Source organism: Subtercola vilae, from assembly GCF_004923255.1.
Taxonomy (GTDB): domain Bacteria; phylum Actinomycetota; class Actinomycetes; order Actinomycetales; family Microbacteriaceae; genus Subtercola; species Subtercola vilae.
The window spans coordinates 45333-69015 of sequence record NZ_QYRT01000015.1 but is presented as its reverse complement, the minus strand read 5'-3'; the positions used below and the strand labels follow the sequence as shown (position 1 = coordinate 69015).

The following is a 23683-nucleotide window of genomic DNA, read 5'->3' as shown; positions in this document are numbered from 1 at the left end:
GAGCTACCCGTTCGAGCGCAGTTCGAGGTACTTCTCGATGAGCGCCTTCGTCGACGCGTCTTGCGACTCGAGTGCTGCGGCGTCACCAGCGACGGCGGGCGTGACCTGCAGCGCCAGCTGCTTGCCGAGCTCCACTCCCCACTGGTCGAACGAGTCGATGCCCCAGATGGTTCCTTCGGTGAACACGATGTGCTCGTAGAGCGCAATCAGCTGGCCGATGACGCTCGGTGTGAGCGCGGGCGCGAGGATCGACGTGGTCGGCCGGTTTCCCGCGAACACCCGGGCCGGCACGACAGACTCGGCCGTGCCCTCTGCGCGCACCTCGTCGGCCGTCTTGCCGAAGGCCAGGGCTTTGGTCTGGGCGAAGAAGTTGGCCATGAACAGGGCGTGCACGTCTTGCCCGGGCTCGACGCCGTGCCCGTCGCCGGTCTCGTCTTTCAGCGGCCTGGCCGGGTTCGCAACCGCAATGAAGTCGGCCGGAATCAGCCGGGTGCCCTGGTGGATGAGCTGGTAGAACGCGTGCTGGCCATTCGTGCCCGGCTCACCCCAGAAGATCTCACCTGTGTCGGTCGTCACGGGCGAGCCATCCCACTTGACGCTCTTGCCATTCGATTCCATCGTCAGCTGCTGCAGATATGCGGGAAAACGACTGAGGTACTGTGCGTACGGCAGCACAGCGTGGCTCTGAGCCTTCAGAAAGTTTGTGTACCAGACGTTGAGCAGCCCCATCAGAACGGGCACGTTCTGAGCGAGCGGCGTGGTTCGCATGTGCTCGTCGATCGCGTGGAACCCGGCGAGGAACTCGCGCCAGTTGTCGGGCCCGATGGCAACGATGACCGCTGTGCCGATGGCGGAGTCGACCGAGTAGCGGCCGCCCACCCAGTCCCAGAAGCCGAACGCGTTCTGCGGGTCGATGCCGAAGGCCTCGACTTTGTCGAGCGCGGTCGAAACGGCCACGAAGTGCTTGGCGACAGCGTCTTTTCGGTCGGCGTCTGAGTCGCTGATGGCACCGGTCGTGCTGAGGGCATTCCACAGCCACTGGCGCGCCAGGCGTGCGTTCGTCAGAGTCTCGAGCGTGCCGAACGTCTTCGACGCGACAATGAAGAGGGTGGTCTCGGGGTCGAGGTCTGCGGTCTTCTCGAAAATGTCACTCGGGTCGATGTTCGACACGAAACGGCACTGGATGCCCGGCTGCACATACGGCATCAGTGCGTCGTACACCATGACCGGCCCGAGGTCTGAGCCACCGATGCCGATGTTCACGACGGTCTCGATGCGCTTGCCGGTGACGCCCTTCCACTCACCCGAGCGCACGGTGTCGGCGAACGCGTACACCTTGTCGAGGGTGTGATGCACGGCAGCATCGATGTCTTCACCGTCGACCACGAAGCCCGCGGGCGGTACCAGCCCCGCGCCGTTCTTCGGGCGACGGAGGGCCGTGTGCAGCACGGCGCGGTCTTCGGTGACGTTGATGTGACGGCCCTCGATCATGGCCTGGTAGCGACCGGCGACGTCGACATCGTTCGCCAGCTGCAGCAGGTGGCCGAGAATCTCTTCGGTCAGAAACGACTTCGACAGATCGACCGTGAGGTCGGCCGCCTGGAACGTGTACGTCGCGGCTCGCGAGGCATCGGCGGCGAACCAGCCGCGGAGGTCGGGGGAGAAGTCTTCGGCTATGCCTTCGAGGTGCTTCCAGGCATCGGTCGAAGCGGAATCGACGGGAACGGACTCGGTCACTGTGGTCTCCTGAACGCCAGAACGGAATGAGCCCCGAGAAGAACGCGCCACTGCGGCAAGGGCTCCCTCAACCCTATTCCTTCTCGCCTTCGGCGCCGCTCGTTACTCTGATCGGTATGGGAGATCAGAGGAACGAACGCCAGAGGCTTCTCGAACTGGCGGCAGATCTCATCGTGGTCGAAGGCGTCAGTGCCCTCAGCCTCAGCGGTCTCGCTCGCTCGATCGGCTCGAACAACCGCATGCTGCTGTACTACTTCGGCTCGAAAGAAGACCTTCTCGCCGAGGCGAGCCTCGTGGTCTTCGCCCGCTTTCCCCGGCTGCGAACCATGACAGAGAACCTCACCGGCCGCGCCCCGCTGGCCGATCGGCTCGATGCCGCGTGGCTCGCCATCAGTCATCCCGACAACATGCCGTTTCTGCGGTTGTTCTTCGAGACATTCGGCCTCGCCGTGCACAAGCCAAAAGAGAACCAGCGTCTTCTCACCACAATGGGCACGAACTGGTCCAACGGCCTGCACGCAGCGCTGGTCGCCGACGGGTTCGACGAGGCCCCTGCCCGCATTGTGGGCGTTCAGGTGCTGGGGCTCTGGCGCGGGTTGCAGTTCGACCTCGTGCGGGGCGCTTCGAAAGAGCTGCTCGACTCCGCGCATCCGGCAGCCATCAGGGCGCTGCTCGCCCCCTACGGAAAATAGCCGTCGGCGTTCTACTGCGTCGGCGCGGGGTGGCCTTGTTGGGTGGCCACCGGATGCCCGGGCGGGCGCTCAGCGGCGAAAGCGCGCCCCGGGGTGGGTGTCGGGCAGCAGTTTGTGGCCGGCGCCGAAGAGGTGTTCGCGCAGAGTGGTTCCGGCCGGAGCGTCGGCGATCAGGCCGCGCCGACGCAGCTCTGGCATCACCTTCTCGAAGAACACGTCGTGTGAGCCGTCGGGCTCGGGCTGAACGAGCAGCCCGTCGGCACCGGTTTCTTCGAGCATGGCCACGGCCTGGTCGACGGCGCTCTCGACCGTGCCGAGGTAGGGGCGCCCCATGACGCCGTTCGCACGAAACTCGGTGAGTATCTCGCGTACGGTGGGTGCGTTCTCGCCGAGAAACCGTTCGACGTTGGTGCGGCCGTTGTCGCCGTTCGCCGCCGCGGCCGGTATGGGCTTGTCGAAGTCGAGCGAGAGCAGGTCGATGCCGGTGAAGTAGGCGTAGAGGGTGGCGGCGTGCTCGAGGCTGACGGCTTCGGTTTGCGCCTCGTGCTCTGCGCGGGCCTGCTCGTCGGTGTCGGCGACGCGAAAGGTGCCCGCGATGAGGCACTTGACGGCGTCGCGGCCGCGCCCGTTCTCTTCGGCGCGGCGCCGGATGTCGTTGATCTGCTCGGCGAGAGCCTTCGACTCGGCCGCGAGAAAGACGGCCTCGGCGTATTTGGCGGCGAGGGTTCGGCCGGCTTCCGAGGCTCCTGCCTGAAACAGAGTGGGCGTGACCTGCGGGCTCGGCGGCGTGACGAGCACTCCCTTGGCCGAGAAGTGCGGGCCGTCGTGTTCGATCTCGTGAACCTTCGCGGGGTCTGCCCACGTGCCCGACGCGCTGTCGGCGATGAGGGCGTCGCTCTGCCAGCTGCCCTCCCAGTACTTCAGCGACAGCTCGACGTGGTCGTCGGCCTTCGCGTAGCGATCGCCGTGCGGCATCAGCGGTTCGCCGAAGAGCAGGGCCGAGCCGGCCTGCCCCGAGCCGGTGACGATGTTCCAGCCGATGCGCCCCTTCGTCAGGTGGTCGAGCGTGCGGTACTGCCGGGTGACGATGGGCGGCTTTTCGACGGTGGTCGAGACGGTGGTGACAAGGCCCAGCGTGCTCGTCACGGCGGCCATCGCTGACATCAGCATCTGCGCATCCACGGTGGAGAACTGCACGTTGCGCTCGATGGAGGTGGGGATGATCGACCCGTTCAGGGTGGGGTAGCCGTACGAATCGGCGAGAAACAGAAAGTCGGCCCCGCCGGCTTCGCACTTCTTCGCCAACTCTGTCCAGTACCCGAGGTCGGTGAAGTTGGGCTCCGCCTCGCGCCCCGGCATCTTCCAGGTGGGCCGCACACCGCCGGTCTGGAACATTCCAATGGTGATTTTCTTCGTCATGATGGTGTCTCCCTGACTCGGATCGCGGCACAAGTGAACTGATCAGTTCAAGTCTAGAGAGCATCTGTTTCGGGCACGTATCGCGCCAGCACACGCCGTGTTACGTCACCATGCCACGAGCGTGCGATAGACGCGGGCCAGTCGGATGCCCGGGAGCACGGAGGAGCGTCGAGTCCGTCTGAGACCGCGGCGTTGTTCGGGGTCTACCTGATCATTCCGGTGTTTCACGGGGGCTGAACTATTGTGGCCGCCCTCGGGGGAGGCCGGGCATCCGGCAGCCGTATGTCAGCGAGACTGGCGCCGCTTGCCCACGCGCGAGGCGCCCTTGACCGCGGGAGCCCGCCCCTTGCCCTTCGATGCTTTCGCCTTGCCACCGGGTGCCGGAACATCGGCCGCGGCGGCCGCAGCCGACTTCGCGAGCTCGATCTTGGTCTTCTTCAGGTACGCGATTCCCGCCGGGGTGAGCGTTGTGCTGGTGGCTTCGTAGTCGAACAGCGGGTACCCGAGTTCGGCCTCGAGCTCTTTCACTGATGCAACCAGCGTGGCCCGTGACACGCCCTGTGAGCGTGCAGCGTGGGCGAAGTGCAGTTGATCGGCCGCTGCCACGAAGTGGCGCGTGAGTTCGCTGTTCACAGCATCCGTTCGGTCGTGGTGAGACCCCCAGACTACGCCAGCCGTGATCGGATGCTCGGAGGAGCTTCAGGCTGAGACCAAACCTTTTTGTGGGGGTGACCGAACTACTGCTATCGAGATGGCAACCGCTTCTCGCACACAGCCTGTTAGGACTCCCCCTCATGCGCAACATCAAAACTGTCTCGCTCGCTATCGCGGCGTCGGGTCTGCTCGCGTTCTCTCTCGCCGCTTGCTCGACCTCCTCAACGACATCGTCATCGACGTCGTCTCCTTCGGCTTCGGCCTCCACGAACGGCACCCCGATCGCGACGATCCCGGCCCTGTCGGGTGTCGATACCGAGGTCACGGTCGATGCCGGGTTCCTCGCCGCACTGAAGAGCCTCTCCCTCACCCCCGGTGTCATTGGTACCGCAACCCTGTCACAGGCCGGCGTTCTCGCGTTCCCGATCACGGGCGGTAACGTGAAGTACTACGACCCGGCCCAGTCGTACCGCCCCTACGTGCAGGGCACCATCGATCACGCCGGTTCGGGTCTGAGCCTGACCGGTGGCGGTATCGAGGTCGACCTCACGAACTTCACCATCGACCCGGGCACCTCGAAGCTCTACGGTGATGTCGCCGCGAACGGTGCATCGGTCGCGAAGCAGGCATTCCTGTTCGATCTCGATGGTTCAACGCTGAAGCCGCTGCAGACCGGTACGAACGGTACCGCGATCCTCGAGGGCACGACCGTGCACGTGTCAGCTGACGCTGCCGCACTGCTGAACAAGACCTACAACACGACCGCCGTCAAGGCCGGCCTGCTCGTGGGTGTCGCGAAGATCACCGTCAACACCAAGTAACACCCCGCACCACCCGCACCACGCACCACCCTCGCACCACAGCTGAAGGGCCCCGACGAAAACCGTCGGGGCCCTTTCGCTGTGCATCCACGGGCCCCGGCGGATCGGCTATGATTACTGAGGCAACAACCTAGGAGCTGTCGCATAGTTCGGCCTAGTGCACCACCCTGCTAAGGTGGAGAGGGGTTTATACTCCTCCGTGGGTTCAAATCCCACCGGCTCCGCAAGAAAAAATCCTCGTCAGACCGTCGTTTCACGAACGGCGCTCGCGTTGCGCAAGCGAGTGGTCTGACTCGCCCACGCGCATGCGCGTCGCGGTTGACGTGAGGGCCCTCCGGGTCGTAAGCGGTCGTCTGAGCAACTCCACTTTCGCCCGGGGGCCCTCACACCATTTCACCGACTGCAGCGAGGCGTCACACGGCCTCATCCACTGTCGCTGAGCGGCACACCGAGGTGCGCTACTTCGGGGTGTCGCCTGATCGTGGTCGATCAGTGCCGCCAGCACTGTGTCGGCGTCGGCGAACCATCAGCAGGGTCACGCCTGCGCCGATGAGCACGACCATGAGTGAGACCCAGCCGGTGACTTCGAGGCCGGTGTTGGCCAGTGCGCCTGAGTTCGGCCCGGATGCCGTCGTCGTTGCCGCCGATGTGGGGGCCGCCGACGCGGGAGGGGCTGAGCTCGACGGGGTGGCTGTCGAAGTCGGCTGCGAACCTACCGCGACGGGAACGATCGACGAGACCGAACCGTCGGCCGCCAGCAGCACGGCGCGCTGTTGCGGGTTTGCGAAGTCGAACAGGCCGGTGAGCTTACCGGCGCGGTCGTCGAACGAGGAGTCGCCGATGCGCCCGGTCGACCAGTTGTCTTCGATGAATTTCGTGACACTGGTCTGCTCGGTGGCCGTGCTGTCGATGGCATTCTGCTTGGAGTAGGGCGAGATGACAACGAGCGGCAGGCGCTGGCTCGGGCCGCAGCGGTCTTGGTAGCCGCCGGCAACGGGGGCAGTCGAAGTCGTGCAGGTCGCTTTGTCGGTGCTCGAGTCGGTTGAACCGTTCAGGATGGTCGGTGCAACGTGGTCGTACCACCCGTCAGAGTCGTCGTAGGTGACGACGATCGCCGTGCTTGACCACTCGGGCGAGCTCTGGATGGCGTTGATCTGGTTGACGAGGAACTTCTGTTCGTCGATCGGGTCGGAGTAGGAAGCGTGCCCGTCCTGTGCCTCGGGGGCCTTCAGAAACGACACGGCCGGGAGGTTGTTCTGGCTGAGCGCAGTGCTGAAGTTCGAGAGGTCGTAGTTGTGGTTGGCCTGGTCAGTGTGCCCGATCATCGCGTCTGACGTAGGAGCGAGGTGATGCGGGTTCGAGGTCGAGGCGTAGTACTCGAACGGAGAGTGGTGCGGTGAGTAGTCGCGTACAGCTGTACCGCCGACGTTGGTCGTCGTCGCTGAGCAGGTCGCATAGGTGCCGCTGGTTCCGCTCCACGCGGTGGTGGGGGCGAAGCCGCCTTGAAACCATCCCCAGGTCACGTTCTTGGTGTTCAGAAGGTCGCCGATGTTCGTGCCCTGCATCGCCACGGTGGCAGAGGTCGAAGTGTGGTTGTTGTCTGAGCAGTCGTCGTACGCCGGGTCGGGATCGCCGATGACGGTACCCACGCCGTTCGCGTCTGGGGAGATGACCGCGGTACTGCTGGTCAGAGTCGCACCGGTGACCGAATTCTTGGCCACAGCGCCGTGCGTCTGGCCCGAGACCAGGTTGAGGGCGCCTGGGGTTGAGGGGCCGAACGTGGTGTCCCAGTAGTTGTCGCTCATCGAGTAGTTCTGGGCGTAGTTCCACAGGGCGGTTGTCGTGTTGCCGTCGTAGTAGTCCATCGCGAGCCCGGGGCTGGTGGTCTGGCCCGTGCAGGTGTCGGTCGACGTCTTCTGCACGAACATGTTCATCGCACCGTTGTTCTCGGCCGCTTGCTCAGCGCTGTAACCGTGGTTCTGGTCGCAGGTGATGGCCTGGGCCGGGCTGAGCCGGCTCGGGTCATACAGATTGGGATTGCCGGTCAGCGTGTTCGACGACACCAGGTTGTTCGGCGTGGGGGTGCCGGCCGCAGCTGTGAAGCTGGTTCCATCGGTGTTCGCCGCCTTCGGATAGGTGCCGAAGTAGTGATCGAACGAGATGTTCTCGTCGAAGATCACCACAACGTGTTTGATCGGCGTGGTGGTGTCTGACGACGCATCGCCCGTGTTGGCGACAGCGGGAGAGGCCAGCAGGGCCGCTCCCAGCATGCCGGCTAACGCGAGCGTGGGTACTGCAACCCTGACCGCCCGGTTCTGTGTGAGACGAAACATGGGTGGGACCTCTTTCGTTTGATTTGCGCGGAACGTGAGAAGCGAAATGAACAGAGCAGGGTCAGGCCAACAGTGCGCGACCGAAATAGTCGGTCGCGCCGGTTACGCCGGGTAGCGCGAAGAAGTATCCGCCGCCGAAGGGGGAGATGTAATCGACCAGCGGTTCGTCGGCCAGCCGCTTCTGCACGGCCACGAATTGACGGTCGAGGTCTTGGTTGAAGCACGAGAAGATCAACCCCATGTTGAGGTTGCCGTTCGAATCGAGCCCCGAGTTGTAGTTGTACGGCCTCCGCAGCATCTGCTGGTTCGCGGCAGCGGCGGTGCGGGGGTTCGCCAGCCGGATGTGCGCATCCAGCTGGATGACGTCGCCGGTGGGATCGAGATCGTACGCCGGCACATCGAACTCAGCAGTACCCGTGAGGGGCGCGCCCGTCGCGCGACGCCGGCCGATCATGTTCTCTTGCTCGTGCAACGACACTCTGTCCCAGAACTCGACGAGCATACGGATCAGGCGCACCACGTGGTAGCTGCCACCCGTCACCCAGGCTGGCTCGTCGCCGACACCGCCCTGGGTCCACACCAGGCCGGCCATGCTCGGTGTGTCGCCCACGGGTGGGTTCGCCGTGCCGTCTTTGAACCCCAGCAGGTTTCGCGGTGTGCCGGTCGGGCGGGAGGGTGAGGTGAATCCGTCGCTTCGCCACCGCACTTGCATGCTGCCGCGGGTCTTTTTCATGAGATCGCGCAACGCATGAATGAGAGTGTCTTCGTTGTCGGCGCAGAGATGCAGCAGCAGGTCGCCGTCACAGACAGCGCGATCGAGCGCGTCATTGGCGAAGTCGTCCATCACGCGGAGGCGGGCCGGTTTGAGACCCGCGAGGCCGAAACGGTCGTCGAAGAGCGATGATCCGACAGAGAGAGTGATCGTCAGGTTCTCGGCGGGAACATCCGGCCCCAACACGCCCGAGTCCGTCGGGGGTGCGGTGAGCCCGGGGTCGACGGGGGTGCCACCTGCGGTGAGAAAGCGGGTGCGGTCTGTGAGTACCGTGAAGAGGGACTGCAACTCCGAGCGCGTCGTCGCGGTGACGTCGAAGGCGACGAAGCTCGCGTGCTTCTGGGACGGGGTCAGGATGCCCTGCTGATGTTCCCCCTCGAAGGGGTACGTGGGGGCATCCTGATTCGGCGAAGAACCGGTGTCGGCGAGGGCGGTCGATGTTCCGAGCCCCGCGCCCACCGTCAACGGAACGGCCAGACCTGCCCCGACAAGGCCGTGCAGAAAGCCTCTACGGCCCACGTGCGCCGAACCGTCAGTGTGTTTCATGATTCCCTTCGGATGTCGCAGATGGCAGCGACGGGGGCGAGGAGTTCGACGGCATTGCCGATGGCGGAGTTGATGCGTTCCCGCTCGGTCTGCGAGAGAGCGCTGAGAGGCGTCCAGGTGCCGTCAGCATGCCGATAAGAAGTGACAAGGGTTTCGGCGGCGCTGAGTGCCGCATCGGTGTCGGCCAGGGCGGCTGGCGGGTACCGTGTGGCAAGCAACGGCCGAAGCGGAGCCAGTGCGGCGTTCGTTCCCGTGAGATTGGCGGAGACGGTGGCCAGTTCGGTGCCGCTGTTCGCGTCGGTGCGCCCTGACAGCTCGAACTGCAGAGCGTTCTCGAGAATCTCATGCGCCCGCAGCCCGACATCGAGTGGGTCGATGCGTGCCGACGCGAACGCTGTTTGCAGATCGCTGACGGAGGCGACGAGCTGGCCGGTGGGCCCTGTGATGTCGGTGGCAGCTGCAGTGGAGTAGAGCAGTGCTTCGATGCGGTGAAACCCCGTGAGGCCAGGGTCGGTAAGAGCCGTCGAGCCCGACGCCGGCATTCCGTTGATGGCGCTATCGAGGTCGCCGAACGCGCCGTACGCGGCACCGAGCTGCTCGTACGCCAGATGCGCGGTGAGCCAGTCGCTCCGGGCTGCGGTCAGGTTTCCGGCGACGATGTCTGACTGCAGAAGCTGCGTGTCGACGAGCAACGCAGGCAGTTGGGCGGTTATCCAGGCGCCGTACTGCTTGGCGATCGGAATCATGTCGTTACGGGTCACCGGCACGATGCCGGGGGTGGCATTGGCGAAAAGCGTTCGACCTTCGTGGTCAGGGCCCAGCGAGAAGACCGGGCCGAGCACCGGATCTGCGTCGGCCGGGAGGCAGACGAACTGGTAGTCGCCGGCATTCAACACGAGGTTGACGTCGACGCTGGCGGTCGTGCCGAGACCTTCCACATCTAGATACGTCGCTCGTGAAACCGGATCCTGAAGGTACGTTTCTACGCCGGCGACGGTGGTGTTCTGCAGGGTGAACGACTGCTGGCCGGCATCGTGCCCGCTCCAGCCGCTGCCGCAGGTATCGGTCGACACTGAAACAGTCGGGCCTGCCGCAGCGACCCCTTTTGTCGGGCCAGGCGCAGCGATGAAAGCCACGACGACGATGGCGCCGACGATCAGTACCAGGACGGCGGCCGAGATCAGTCGGAGCGAACGCCGCCGTGCGAGCGAACTCGCCACGGCGGCATCGCCCGACTCCCCTTGATCTCTCTGCCCTGCCACCAAAACACGCCCCGAACTGGCTCTGCGAAGTGAGCCCGCGATGCCGGGTACTCCGCACCGATGCTAGAGCGCAGCCAGTTCGACAAGTAGTTAGTGCCTCTTAACTTCATTGCCCGTTCACATGGGCGTCGACAAGGCGTCAGATGTGAGCGGCGAGTCTCTGAGAACTCACAGATTCCCGGAGTTGGTTGCAGCTCGGCGGCGGCGGTTCAGAATGACCACGAGCGCACCGAGCAGCGCCAGCAACAGCCCCGCCAGAGTGGCTACACCTGACAGTTCGAGACCGGTGTTCGCGAGGGCAGTTGTGCCGGCTGCGCCGCCGATCGGAATCGTCGCTGCTGAATCGGTGGCGCTCGGGCGTGGTGTTGTCGCACCGGGCGCGCCTTCGATGCCGAAGTCGAAGGCGACCGGCTCGGATTCACGCGTTCCCAGTGCCTGCACAACCGATGCTTCGTAGGCCCCGGCTGCCAGCGCCTGTGGCAGAACGATCGACCACTTTCCGGCCGTGTCGACGACCGTGCTGCCGCCGATACTCCCCGACATGCGCACCTCGGCACCAGGGTGACCTGCGCCTGAGAATGTCGTCAGCCGGGTGGTTGCCGGAAGCGAGCCCTGCGGGGCGTCGGTGACGGTGAGGCCCGTGAGGTCGGCGCGAGCCGTCAGCCACTGGGTCTGATCGATGACGTGGTCGACGATGCGAGTCTCGCCGATGCAGCCGTTCCAGCCGGCCCCGGGGTTGTTGTTGTCCATTCCCGCACCCATCAGCCACGGGGCATCCGGCACGAAGCTCTGGCCGACGGTGTCGGTCGCATTTCGGAGCACGGGCGCACCATTCACGTACATGGTGGTGGTTCGAGCAGTGGGATCGTTGACGATAGCGACGTGCATCCAGGTGTCGAGTTGAATCTCGCCTGACCAGTTGACCCTGTCGCCGAGGCCGGGCTCGTTGGGGATAACGCTCCACTGAAACTCTTTGAGGTTCGACAGGCCGAGCACGACGGGCCCGCCATTGCCCCAGCGGTCGTAGGGCACGCCGGGCATTTCATTGCGGTTGCCCGCGCGGATCAGCGCCATCATCCATTGGTTGGTGCTCGAGGTCCATGACGCGTCGATCTTCAGGAATGACTCGATCGTGTACCCGTTGTCGAATGACGCGTTGTTGACCGGGGCGCCGCTCGCCGACGTGAGGTAGCTGTACCGGGAGTTGTTCCGATCGGCATTTGCGAAACACACGCTCGAATCGTCTGACGAGAGGTAGGCGTGGTCTGAACCAATGGTGACATCGCCCACCTCGGCGTTCGTCGCTCCGGATGCGGCAATGCTCGCGCGGGTGAGGTCATTGCCGGCCGCGACATCGGTAACGGTTTGGCCCTCTTTCACTACGCCTGAGGTGCCCGTGAAACGCCAGTGCGCGAGCGTGCCTGCAACGTCGACGTAGTCGTTGGTGTTGCCCGGCGCTTGTGTCGAAACCGGATCGGGCCCGACGAAACCGGCCAGCACGATGTCACGTGCCTTCTGCGACAGCGACGGGTGAGTGGGCGCGCCAACGGTGAAAGCTGGATTGAAGGTGGAGAAGCGTGCCGCGAAATCCATCGGCACCGTGAACTGCTGGTTCACGCCTTCGAGCAACGGCTGGTCGTAGCTCGTGAGTGTGTCTTGCGGCTTCCAGATGACCCAGGGAGATGCCGTCTGAACGGTGATGGCTTTGTTGCTCAGGTCGAATTCGAAGAGGCCGAGGTAGCCATCGCCGCCTTCATAGGCCATTTGGTAGTCGATGACGATCTGAGTCACGGAGTGGCCGAAATCGTTCGTCTTCGTGAGATGGGATTCTCCGTGGAAGTGCCCGTTGACGGTCAGAAAGATCTGGTCATTGGTCTTGATCAGCTTGTCCCACAGCTCGAGACCGTACTGGGTCTCCTTCGGCGAGATGGCGTCAGAATCGATGTCGATGACCTGGTGGGTGGTCAGGATGACCGGCACAGTGGGGTTCGCTTTGATCACCGAATCGGCCCATGCGATCGTCGCGTCTGACACACGCCAGCTCAAGGCAAGCACCATGTACTTCTGGCCCTCTGCCTCGAAGACGTGGTATTGGCTCATACCAGTCGGGTCGGCACCTTTGTAGGTGGAGACGTTCTTTGCGCGGCCAGGCCCGAACCACTTCAGAAAGGGCTCTTGGCTCAGATCGTACGACGTGTCGTCGAGATCATCGTTCGAATCGCGTACGTCATGGTTGCCCGGCGCCGTGGAGTACGGCAGAGCGGCATCGTCGAGAGTTTTGACTGCGTCGTCGGCAGCAACCCACTCATTCTCTTTCCACGATTGGTCGACAATGTCGCCGAGACCCGCCACGAACGGAATGTTGAGGGCATCGCGGTTGTGAGCGAGCCATTCCGTCTGGGCCTGGAAGGGGTCTTTTCCGTACCGGGGTTGAAACTGGTCTGCGGAGTACCGAGAGTAGAACTGGGTGTCGGGCAGTACGGCGAGGGTGAATCGCGAACCGAGGTCGGCCGTTGGTGCGGCCTCTGCCGCGGGAGCGGCCGCCAGTAGTGACAGGCTGACCGTTGCTACGGCGAGTGCAGCACTCGCGCGAATGAATCGCTTTCGAAAAAGCGGATGAAGGGCTGTGGAGGGCACGGTTTTCCTTGCGGGTTGTGTCGACTATCAGGTAACTCTCAATCAAGAGCAGTAGAACCTTGACAGCCCAACAAAACCGCAGGGTTTCACTCGAGTGAACAGGGCGCGACGTCGATGTCAGGCATTCGATCCGATGCGATCACATGAATCACGCTGAGAGTACTCACAGGGTGACGCAGGCCGAACAAATGAAGAGGTGGGGCCGATCGGATGATCGGCCCCACCTCTCGTTCTGACTTCAGCTATCGCCTAGAAGTTGAACTGGTCGATGTTGGCCTTGTTGAACACGGTCGGGTCACCGAGAAGCACGGTGCCCTTGTCGCCCACGGTGAACGAGCCGAGCTTGCCGGCGGTGAACTTGTCGCCGCTCTTGCCGGTGATGGTGCCATCGATCAGTGCCTTGTCGGCGTACGCCGCGAGGTAGCCGAGGTCGGCCGGGTTCCACAGCGCGAACGAGGTGACGGTGCCGTCAGCGATGTAGGCGCGCATCTGGTTCGGGGTTCCGAGGCCGGTCAAAGCGACCTTGCCCTTTGACGACGAGGTCGACAGGTAGCGGGCCGCGGCAGCGATTCCGACCGTGGTGGGGGAGATGATGCCCTTCAGATCGGGGTGGCTCTGCAGAAGCGCCGCGGTCTTGTCGAACGAGGTCTGATCGTCGTCGTCGCCGTAGACGACTTCGTCGAGCTTGATGTTCGGGTGGTCTTTGGCCAGGTCGGCCTTCATCAGGTCGATCCATGCATTCTGGTTCGTCGCGTTCGCCGATGCCGACAGAATCGCAATCTCACCGGTGTCACCGATCTGCGAGGCGATCTGGTCAACCTGCGACTTCGCGATGCCTTCGGGGCTGGCCTGGTTGATGAAGATGTCGCGGTAGCTCGGGTCGGTGTCTGAGTCGAACGTGACGACCTTGATTCCGGCCGCACGCGCCTCGTTCAGTGAATCGCCGATGGCCTTGGGGTCGTTCGCCGAGATGACGATTCCACCGACCTGCTGTTGTGTGAGCGTGTTGATGAAGCTGACCTGCGCGTCGGGGCTTGCCGTGGCGGGCCCGACTTCGGAGTACTTTCCGCCGAACTCGGTGATCGCCGCGGCGCCGCCCTTGTCTGAGGCGTCGAAGTACGCATTGCCGAGGTTCTTGGGAACGAATGTGATGGCGTAGTTTCCCGATCCACCCGTCGCCGCACCGCTCGCGGCGGGGGTGGAGCTGGTGGTGGCGCAGCCGGCGGCGACGAGGGCGACCGAAACCGCCATGGCGCCGATGGCGCCAGCACGAAGGGCGCGCCGGGTGGGCCGCGTGTTATGAAACAACATCGTTGTTCTTCCTTTCATTGTGCCGGTTGTGATCTACCGGCAGAGGTGTGAGCGTGTCAGCCTGCGGTAGCTGAGACGGCAGTTTTCTTGGTTCCTCCGCGGCGCTGACGGCGCTTGCGCGCCCAGGCCAAGAAGCTTGTGCTCACGACCGAGAGCACGAGGAGCGCGCCGGTGATGATGTTGATGACGTCGCTTGAGACGTTGGCGAGGCGCAGCGCGCTGCCGAGCACTCCGATGAGCAGAACACCGGCGATGACCCCGTGAAGGGCTCCTCGCCCACCGAAGATCGAGACTCCGCCGAGCAGCACTGCGGCGATCACCGACAGTTCGAGCCCCGTCGCATTGTCGCCGCGGGCACTGCCGAAGCGCAGCGTGTAGTAGATACCAGCGAATGCCGAAACGACTCCGGTGAGCATGAAGAGGATGAATTTGGTGCGCTCGACGTGCACCCCGGAGAACGCGGCCGCCTCTGAGCTCAGGCCGATGGCGAAGATACCGCGGCCGAACGAAGTGAAATGCAGCAGAACCGCGAAGACGACCGCGAGGATGATGAACGGGACGATGACAACGGGGATGCCGGTCGCCGCGAACTTCGCTTTCGCGATGTCTGTCCAGAACTTCGGAAAGTCGGTGACGGCCGTTGTGCCGAGCAGGCCGACCGCCAGCCCGCGGTACAGCGCCAGCGTGCCGATGGTGACGGCCAGTGAAGGCAGCCCCACCACGGTGATCAGAAAACCGTTGAGCGCGCCGCCGATGACACCGACGACCAGGGCGACGACGAAGGCCACCTCGATGGGCCAGCCCGCCTGTGTCAGCGTTCCGACGGTCACGCTTGACAGGCCCATCATGCTTGCCACCGACAGGTCGATCTCACCGGTGATGATGACGAGGGTCATCGGCAGCGCGATCAGCAGAATGGGCGTGGTGTCGAGCAGAAGGTAGCTGAAGGTGATGGGGGAGGCGAAGTTCTTCACACTGACAGAGGCCACGATGATGACGATTGCAAGAAGCGCGATGACCGCCATTTCGCGGGTGACGAAGATGCGTCGAAACAGCGAACTGCCGTAGTTGCGGTAGCTGCGGCCGGGTGCCTGCCCGGCGGGAGCGGCGGGCGAGGTGAGGGTGGTGGTGTCAGACATGCGAGGCGTCCCTCTCCTTGATCAGTCGGCGCGATTGTCGAAGCGCGAGCACTCGGTCGAGCACGATGGCCCCGATGATGAGAATTCCCACCACCGCCTGCTGCCAGAAGTCCGGTACCCCGAGAATGGGAAGCGCACGGTTGATCGTGAGAAGCAGAATCGCGCCGATGGCCGCGCCCCACACGGTTCCACTCCCGCCGACGATGGCGACACCACCGATGACGGCCGCGCCCACTGCGTCGAGTTCGAAACCCGTACCCGCCTGAGAGTCGACGGTTCCGTACCGAGCGGCATACAGTACGCCCGCGAGCCCGGCGAGAGCACCCGAGAAGACGAAGGCGAAGATGATGCGGCGGGTGACCTTCAGGCCGTACAGGTTGGCCGCTGACGGGTCTGAACCGATCGCGTAGAGCTCACGGCCACCGCGGATGTTCTTCATGAACCACCCCGCGGCGATGAGCACCACGAGAGCAATGATGGCGAGAAACGGGATGCTCAGAAACTGGCCGGTGCCGAGCGCGAGAAACTCTTTGGGCAAATCGGAGGCGTTGATGCGCCCACTGCCGGCCCACACCACATTGATGCCGCGGTATGCGTACAGCGTTCCGAGGGTGATCACCAGCGCGGGCACCCGGGCGAATGCCACCAGCACACCGTTCACGAGCCCGAGAACGCCGCCGAAGATGAGCCCGATCAGGAACACCGCAATGATGGGCATGCCGGGAAAGCTGACGAAGACCTTTCCGGTGAGAAAAGCGCTCAACCCGAGAACAGAACCCACCGAGAGGTCGACGCTGCGGGTGATGATGACCACGGCTTGGCCGATAGCGACGAGTACCAGAATCGACGGGGTGAGCAGCAGGTCGCGCCAGCCATCGCCACTGAAGAGAAAGGTGGGGTTCTTGATGGTGGTCACGAGAATGACGATGAGCAGAGCGAGCAGGATGCCCGTCTCGCGTGCCCGCACGAACCGACCGAGCGTCTCTGTCACGGCGTTTGTGCCTCTCGGCCGGCCCGGCAGCGGGGCGGGGGCGGTTGCCCGCGTGGAGGTGGTCATGCGGCGTGCTCCTGGGAGTGGGTTGCGGCGAACATGACCGATTCGGCCGTCGCTTCGGTTCGTGAGATCTCTGCGGTGAGACGGCCTTCGCGCATGACGAGCACGCGGTCTGCCACGCCGAGCACCTCGGGTAGTTCTGACGAGATCATGAGGATGGCCATTCCCTCACCGGCAAGCTGTGACAGCAGGCGGTGCACCTCAGCCTTGGTGCCCACATCGATACCGCGGGTCGGCTCATCGATGATGAGCAGCCTGGGGTTGGTGGCCAGCCACTTGGCCAGAACCACCTTCTGTTGGTTGCCGCCGCTCAGCGTGCCCACTTCGGCATCGAGAGCATTTGTTTTGACTTCAAGTCGGCTCGACCAGATGGCGGCGGCCTTGTTCTCGACGTGCGAGTCGATGAGTCCGAGTTTCGACAGCGAGCGACGGATGGCCATGGTGGCGTTGCGCGCCACTGATGACTCGAGCACGAGGCCCTGTTTGCGACGGTCTTCGGGTACGAGGGCCAATCCCAGACGCATCGCCTGTGACGGGCTGTTCTTGGGCACCGCGGTGCCGCTCATGATCACGCGGCCGGCTGCGTAGGGGTCGACCCCGAAGACGGCGCGCACCACCTCGCTGCGGCCGGCACCCACGAGTCCCGCGAGCCCGACGATCTCGCCGCTTCGAACCGTGAACGAGATATCGGTGAAGACGCCGGGTTGTGTCAGCCCCTCGACCGAGAGCACCACGTCGCCGATGGCAGCTTCTTGTTTGGGGAAGAGTTCTGTCACATCACGGCCGACCATTCGGCGCACGATCTCGTCGACGGTGACCTCTGAGATCGGGTCAGTGGAGATGTACTGGCCGTCGCGCATGACCGTGATGGTGTCGCAGAGCGAGAACACCTCATCGAACCGGTGGGAGATGAACACCAGCGCCCGGCCTTCGTCTCTGAGGCTGCGAGCCACGGCGAACAGGCGGTCGACTTCGACACCGCTCAGGGCGGCGGTCGGTTCGTCCATGATGAGCACCCGCGCGTCGAGCGAAATCGCCTTGGCGATCTCGATGATCTGCTGGTCGGCAATCGAGAGGCCCTCTGCGGGCCGATCGGGATCGATGCGAACGGCGAGACGCTCGAACAGGCGCAGGGCCTCGACTTTCATCGCCTTGCGGTCGATGCGCCCGAACCGGTTGGTGGGCTGGCGACCCATGAAGATGTTCTCGGTGACAGACAGGTCAGGAAACAGTGTCGGCTCTTGATAGATGACCGCGATGCCAGCGGCCTTCGACTCGGCCGTCGAGCTGAAGTCGACCGATTCGCCGCGCAACAGAAAGTCCCCTGCGTCACGGTGGTACAGGCCGGCGACGATCTTCACCAGGGTGGACTTGCCGGCACCATTCTCGCCGACCAGCGCGTGAATCGAATTCAGGTCGACTCTCAGGTTGGCTGAGGTGAGCGCAACGACGGCGCCGAACGCTTTGGAGACTCCGCGGAGTTCGAGCGCAGCTGGAACGGAGCTGTCTGGGGTGATCGCCATGGGCGTCTGTTTCCTCTTCATTGAGAATGGGTCGAATTGTCTGAAACGATTCACTCTTGGGCGTTCGAAGGCTAGCTGGCTGGTCATAGGCATGTCAACACAGATCAGGTCACAATTACGACGTTGCGCGCCCTCCGTGGTCGACGCAAACGGACTGTGACCCTTGTGGGGGCCATTGAATCTGCTGTAGGTTGACCCGGTATTGCATATGAATCGATTCAGGATTGACGTCTGAAATGCAATCAACGCACTGAATGGTGCGTCTTCACCTCAGCGCCGAGCCAGGGAGACGATGTCGTCTTGTTCCTTTTTTCGCAGTACTTTCGCTCGCTCACCCACCGTCGAACCGGTGGCGAAGCTTCGGCAATCCGCACCGTGGTGAAGCAATGGATCGCTGTCGCCGTGGCCTTCGTGCTGCTGCTCGGCAGTCTCGCGTCGGGGGGCCTCACGGCCGCAGCATCGACCGAGACCCCCTCAAGCGTGGGAACCGCACGGGCAGCTTCGGCCCTCGAAATAAACGCGCTGACGACCGGGGAGCTCCGCACGAATGGGCTGACAGACCCGCTCGGCACCAGCACAGAGGCTCCCACGTTCAGCTGGAAAGACAGCTCGACCGGCCGGGCGGTATCGCAGATCGCCTACGAGGTGCGGGTGGCATCGAGCGAATCGGCATTGCCGAGCGCTGACGTCTGGGCGAGCGGCAAGGTGGTCGCTGCCGACCAACTGAACGTCACCTATGCCGGGGCTCCCCTCGCTGCAGAGACGCGGTACTTCTGGCAGGTTCGGGCGTGGGGCAGCGACCAGAGCGCGTCTGACTGGAGTGCGCCGGCCTGGTTCGAGACGGCCCTGGCCGGTTCGGATGCGTGGAAGGGCGAATGGGTGGGCGGCCCAGACCCAGCGGTGCAATTGCAGCAGTGGAGCGACTACACCGTCACCGTGAACTTCACGATGGACAACCTCGTGATGGGGCTCTATGCCCGCGAGAAAGACAGCAACAATTCGTACATGTGGCAGCTGAGCGTTGCCGACGGCACCCCCCGACTGCGCCCCCACGTCAAGATCAACGGTGGTTTCCAGCTGCTGGAGAACAAAGACATCTCGGCCTTCATCTCGGCCGATCAGCTTCGCACCGGCAGCCATTCGTTCGCTGTCACCTTCGCGGGCAACGTGATCACCAGCAGTCTCGATGGTGTTGTGATCGACTCTCGCACCGATAACTCGCTCAGCCAGGGGTATGTGGGATTTCGGCAGAGCGTGGCGCAGGAGGGCAAAGAGAATTCCACCATTCACTCGGTGAAAGTCGTCTCTCCTACCGCCGGCGTGCTGCTCGACACCGATTTCAGCGACGGCCAGAACCCGTTCTCGGGTGGCACCGTGACGAATGACGGACTGCAACTCATCGCTCCTGTCGAGCCGCTCTACCTCACCGAACAGTCGAAGCCGCTGCTGAGAAAGAGCTTCACCGTCGACAAGACGGTCACCAACGCGCGACTCTACGCAGCCGCCCGCGGTGTGTACGAACTGAGCCTCAATGGCCAGAAAGTCGGCGACCAACAGCTCGCCCCCGGCTGGACCGACTACGCCAAACGCATCGACTATCAGACCTATGACGTGACCTCTCTGGTGGCCAGCGGCAGCAATGCCATCGGCGCTGAGCTGGGCGACGGCTGGTACGCCGGCAACATCGCCAGTTTCGGCCCCGGGCACTGGGGAACCGCACCGTCTCTGATCGCAGAACTGCGCATCGACTATTCCGACGGCACCAGCACCTGGGTGAATTCTGACGCGAGTTGGAAGACCGCGGCGGGCCCGTTCGTGCAGGCCGACCTCATCGAGGGTGAGACCTTCGACGCACGCAAGGTGCCCACAGGGTGGAAAGACGCGTCGTATTCCGACGCCTCGTGGGCACCCGTAGGTGTGGCCGACGCGGCTGCGACGGCCCTGCTCGAACCGCAGTCCGACCAGCCCGTTCGGGTGACCGAGAAGCGCACTCCGATCAGTGTCTCTGAGTCGGCGCCGAACACCTGGATCTACGACATGGGCCAGAACATGGTGGGCGTCGCCGCGGTGCAGCTCACGGGCACCGCGAACAGAACGGCGACCATCCGGTATGGCGAAATGCTGAACCCCGACAAGACGCTGTACACCGCGAACCTGCGAAGTGCGAAGGCGACCGACTACTACACCTTCAAGACCACGGGTACGGCTGACTACACACCGACGTTCACGTTTCACGGGTTTCGTTACCTCGAGGTCACCGGAGTGACGACGCCGCCGACGGTGAATCAGGTCACGGGCCTGGTCTGGGGCACCGATCTGCCCACCACCGGCACCTTGACCACGTCGGATGCCATGCTGAACCAGCTGCAGAGCAACATCACCTGGGGCCAGCGCGGTAACTTCCTGTCGATTCCGACCGACACGCCGGCGCGCGATGAGAGACTCGGCTGGACGGGCGACATCAGCGTCTTCTCACCCACCGCCAGCTACAACCAAGACACTCTCGCCTTCTTGAGCAAGTGGCTGGTCGACCTCAGCGATTCGCAGGGCGCCGACGGCAACCTTCCCGGCGTCTCGCCCGCACCGCCCGGTTCAGGCTGCTGCGGTGGCGGAACGGGCTGGTCTGATGCGGGCGTGACAGTGCCGTTCGCGCTCTACAACGCCTACGGCGACACCGCCGTGATTCGCGACAACTACGCCATGATGACGAAGTTCATGAATTACGTCGAAACCTCGACCGGTTCGAGCCTCATCCGCAACAGCGGCGGGTACGCCGACTGGCTGAACCTCGATGACCCGACTGATTCGGGCCTTCTCGGCACGGCGTACTACTCGTACATCTCGGGTCTGATGAGCCAGATGGCGGCCGCCATCGGCAAGACCGACGACGCAGCGCACTACGCCGACCTGGCCGCCAGGGTGAAGGCGGCGTTCGGTGCCAAGTACCTGGCCGGTGACGGCACGGTCGCGGGCAACAGTGAGACCGGGTATGCGATGGCCATCGGCATGAACCTCGTTCCTGCCGACAGGCTCGCACTGGTCGGCGACAAGTACGTCGCCAAACTGGCCAGCCGCGACAACCATCTTTCCACCGGATTCCTCGGTACCCCCTGGCTGCTGCCGGCCCTGACCGCGACAGGCCACCAAGACCTGGCGTATCAACTGTTGAACACGAAGAGCTACCCCTCGTGGGGCTACGAGGTCGCCTCGGGCGCAACCACGATGTGGGAGCGCTGGGATTCGTTGCGGCCCGACGGCTCATTCGGCGACGTCTCTATGAACTCGTTCAATCACTACGCGTACGGCGCCGTCGGCGACTGGATGTACGCGAACATCGGTGGCATCGCGGCGACCAGTGCCGGCTACAAGACGTTCACGGTCGCTCCGACGCCCGGAGGCGGGCTGACAAGCGGTAAAGGAACCTTCGACTCGGTCTACGGCAGCATCGTCTCTGACTGGAAGACGACGGCAACGGGCCTCGACCTGGGCGTCACCGTTCCCGTGAGCACGACCGCCACAGTGAAGATCGCCGCCACGAATCACTGGGAGGTCACCGAGGGCGGTAAGCCCCTCGACCAGATCGCCGGTGTGAGCGTGGTGTCTGACACCAACGGTGTGACGGTACTGACGGTCGGTTCTGGTACCTACAACTTCAACTCCGACCCGGCGAACAGCGGCCTCTCGGTGTCGTTGGTGGCCCCCGGAGAAGCGACGGCGCTGCCGGGTGACACGGTTCACGGCTCGCTGCACGTGGTGAACACCGCGGCGAACCCGGCAACGGGCTTCTCTGCTGTGCTCAGCCTGGGTGCGGGTCTCACGGCGAATCCACCCGCGGTCAGCGCCACCAGCGTGGCGCCCGGTGCGAGCGTCGACCTGCCCTTCTCGGTTGCACTGCCTGCCTCGAGTGCGGCGGGCGATGTCACGGTCACGGCAGCCGTCACCGCGACGGTGGGCGGTGAGGTTCGCCACTTCACGCTGGTCTCGAAGCTGGTGTCGGTCGTTGCGGCGATAGCCATCGCTCCGATCACTGCCGTTCTGTCAGACCCTGACTCGCCCGAAACGGCGACGATCACGGCGACGCTCACGAACTCGGCGCACGTTGCGATCAGCGGAACACTGGTTGTCGACCCGCCGAAAGGCTGGCCCACTGCCCTGCCTTCCCGGCTCGTCACTGTGGCGCCGGGTGCCTCGACTCAGGCCAGCGTGGTCGTCTCTGTACCGCTGTCTCTGAACGCAGGAGCGCAGACTCTCACGGCACGGTTCGTGGCAGGGAGTGCCACGCTTGCTTCAGCGACCTCAGCGGTCACCGTTCTGCTGGCTACTCCGCCGGCCGGTGCGCTCGACCACATCGATCTCGGCGAAGCAACGTCTGAGGCTGCCCACAACACGACTTCGACCGGCGATGGCGGTACAACCGTCGAGGCCGGCCTCACGAGGCGCTACTCGGGCCTCACGAAGGTTGGCGCCGCGTTCTCATTCGACATGCAGGTCACGCCGAATCAGCCGTTCCTCCTCCGGGCCATTGAGACCTACGACATGGCCCAGATCAAGAGCTACGACATTCTGGTCAATGGCCAGCAGGTCGCCCAGCGGCTCAACCCGCGCACCGATTCTGGCCCCGGTCTGGTGACCTACCAGGCACTGATTCCGGATGACGGCACGCTCACCTCGACCGGAAAGGTGACCATCACGTTTCGATTCAACGGGCTTGGCGACCATGACCCGTCGATAGCCGATGTCTGGACCCTGCCGGTGCCGAAAGACACCGTCGCCCCCTCGCTCGTGCTCGACGTATCGCATGCTGGCGCCAACGGCTGGTACACCGCTGGCGCAGCGGCCACTCTGCAGGCCGACGACGCCCGAAGTGGAGTAGCCACCGTCGAATATCAGCTCGACGACGGAGCCTGGCAGCCGTACGCCGCACCAGTGGCGCTGAACGAAGGTTCGACCTTGTTGCGCTACCGGGCCACTGACAGGGCCGGCAACGTCAGTGCCGCTCTGTCAGAAGTGGTGCGGGTCGATGCCACCGCGCCCACTGTGTGGGGCTGGCTCAGCACGGCGGGCCGTGTGGTCGCCTTCACGCAAGACGGCGGTTCTGGCGCCGATCATCTTCAGTATTCCGACGGTGGTGTGTCGTGGGTCGACTCGCTGACAGCGCTGCTCGGCAGCACATCATCGCCGTCAACGCTCTCGGTGCGCGCCATCGACATGGCCGGCAACACCAGTGCGGCCCTTGCCCTCACGCCGCGTGACGCCGCACCCACGCTGATCATCGCTCCCGGTCAGACGGCGATTGCCGAGGCCAGTGGCTTTGCGGCGGCGGCGACGGTTCGTGTCGAGCTGCACTCTGACATTGTGGTGCTCGGTACGGCCACGGCGGATGCGATGGGTGCGGTGTCGGTCAGCGGGGCTGTTCCCGCAGACTTCGCCGCCGGTGCCCACGAGCTGGTGTTCGTGGTCGAAACGCTCGCTCCTGACCCCGGCACGGGTAACGGCGCGACGCCCGGCACGGGGCCTGCCCTTGGCTCGGGTGCATCGGGAACAGCAGCAGGGTCATCGCTGACCGTACCCGCGCAGGTGCTCGCCGCCACCGGCGCAACACCGCTGCTGTGGGCCACCTCAGCAGGGCTGCTTCTGCTGGCCGGCCTCGTATTGCTCGTCGTGCGACGTCATCGACGTCGCCGTGGGCACGACGGCCGCGGGCATGACGACGGGGCAGACACCGTCTCGCCTCCGCTCAGCTGACTCTCTGTATCTCTCTGTTCCGTACGAAAGGCACTCCT

Annotated in this window: 14 protein-coding genes and 1 tRNA gene; 4 read left to right on the top strand and 11 right to left on the bottom strand. The window is 64.1% G+C overall.

Annotated elements, in window-relative coordinates; all coding sequences use genetic code 11:
• Positions 1-3: 3 nt before the first annotated feature.
• The gene (gene pgi / locus D4765_RS09725; protein ID WP_136642104.1) at positions 4-1737 is read right to left on the bottom strand and encodes a glucose-6-phosphate isomerase; all 1734 of its coding nucleotides are present in this window, start codon (positions 1735-1737) and stop codon (positions 4-6) included.
• A 116-nt stretch (positions 1738-1853) separates the two neighbouring features.
• Here pgi and D4765_RS09720 point away from each other — a divergent pair, with 116 nt between their 5' ends.
• Positions 1854-2429 carry a TetR family transcriptional regulator gene (locus D4765_RS09720; protein WP_161580405.1) on the top strand — a complete coding sequence of 192 codons (576 nt, stop codon included), beginning with the start codon at positions 1854-1856 and terminating at the stop codon, positions 2427-2429.
• A gap of 69 nt (positions 2430-2498) precedes the next feature.
• Here the strand turns inward: D4765_RS09720 and D4765_RS09715 are convergent, their stop codons facing one another.
• Positions 2499-3848 carry an NtaA/DmoA family FMN-dependent monooxygenase gene (locus tag D4765_RS09715; RefSeq protein WP_136642102.1) on the bottom strand — a complete coding sequence of 450 codons (1350 nt, stop codon included), beginning with the start codon at positions 3846-3848 and terminating at the stop codon, positions 2499-2501.
• Positions 3849-4133: 285 nt separating this feature from the next.
• A complete protein-coding gene (locus D4765_RS09710; protein WP_136642101.1) occupies positions 4134-4481 on the bottom strand; it encodes a LysR family transcriptional regulator in 348 nt (115 codons plus the stop codon).
• 161 nt (positions 4482-4642) lie between these two features.
• On the opposite strand from D4765_RS09710, the gene D4765_RS09705 reads away from it, so the two are divergent.
• Both D4765_RS09705 and D4765_RS09700 read left to right on the top strand, forming a co-directional pair.
• Positions 4643-5323 carry a hypothetical protein gene (locus D4765_RS09705; RefSeq protein WP_136642100.1) on the top strand — a complete coding sequence of 227 codons (681 nt, stop codon included), beginning with the start codon at positions 4643-4645 and terminating at the stop codon, positions 5321-5323.
• Positions 5324-5456: 133 nt separating this feature from the next.
• Positions 5457-5547, top strand: a tRNA-Ser gene (locus D4765_RS09700).
• 234 nt (positions 5548-5781) lie between these two features.
• Here D4765_RS09700 and D4765_RS09695 read toward each other — a convergent pair.
• The 8 genes from D4765_RS09695 to D4765_RS09660 form a co-directional block, all read right to left on the bottom strand.
• Positions 5782-7656: a phospholipase C gene (locus tag D4765_RS09695; protein ID WP_136642099.1), complete on the bottom strand. Its 1875-nt coding sequence runs from the start codon at positions 7654-7656 to the stop codon at positions 5782-5784.
• 61 nt (positions 7657-7717) lie between these two features.
• Positions 7718-8974, bottom strand: a complete 1257-nt coding sequence (gene efeB, locus D4765_RS09690) for an iron uptake transporter deferrochelatase/peroxidase subunit (protein WP_136642098.1) — start codon at positions 8972-8974, stop codon at positions 7718-7720.
• A complete protein-coding gene (locus D4765_RS09685) occupies positions 8971-10236 on the bottom strand; it encodes an EfeM/EfeO family lipoprotein (RefSeq protein WP_237280349.1) in 1266 nt (421 codons plus the stop codon). Before D4765_RS09685 ends, efeB begins: the two co-directional genes overlap by 4 nt.
• A gap of 168 nt (positions 10237-10404) precedes the next feature.
• Positions 10405-12873: a LamG-like jellyroll fold domain-containing protein gene (locus D4765_RS09680; RefSeq protein WP_136642097.1), complete on the bottom strand. Its 2469-nt coding sequence runs from the start codon at positions 12871-12873 to the stop codon at positions 10405-10407.
• Between the two features lie 249 nt (positions 12874-13122).
• Entirely contained in the window at positions 13123-14184 is a 1062-nt protein-coding gene (rhaS, locus tag D4765_RS09675; protein WP_136642096.1) for a rhamnose ABC transporter substrate-binding protein, read from the bottom strand.
• A gap of 56 nt (positions 14185-14240) precedes the next feature.
• The gene (locus tag D4765_RS09670; protein WP_136642095.1) at positions 14241-15323 is read right to left on the bottom strand and encodes an ABC transporter permease; all 1083 of its coding nucleotides are present in this window, start codon (positions 15321-15323) and stop codon (positions 14241-14243) included.
• Positions 15316-16380, bottom strand: a complete 1065-nt coding sequence (locus D4765_RS09665; protein WP_136642094.1) for an ABC transporter permease — start codon at positions 16378-16380, stop codon at positions 15316-15318. The genes D4765_RS09670 and D4765_RS09665 overlap by 8 nt, the downstream gene beginning before the upstream one ends.
• Entirely contained in the window at positions 16377-17900 is a 1524-nt protein-coding gene (locus D4765_RS09660) for a sugar ABC transporter ATP-binding protein (protein WP_136642093.1), read from the bottom strand. The genes D4765_RS09665 and D4765_RS09660 overlap by 4 nt, the downstream gene beginning before the upstream one ends.
• Before the next feature lie 300 nt (positions 17901-18200).
• Between D4765_RS09660 and D4765_RS09655 the strand changes: the two genes are divergently transcribed.
• A complete protein-coding gene (locus tag D4765_RS09655; protein WP_136642092.1) occupies positions 18201-23645 on the top strand; it encodes a family 78 glycoside hydrolase catalytic domain in 5445 nt (1814 codons plus the stop codon).
• Positions 23646-23683: the final 38 nt, after the last annotated feature.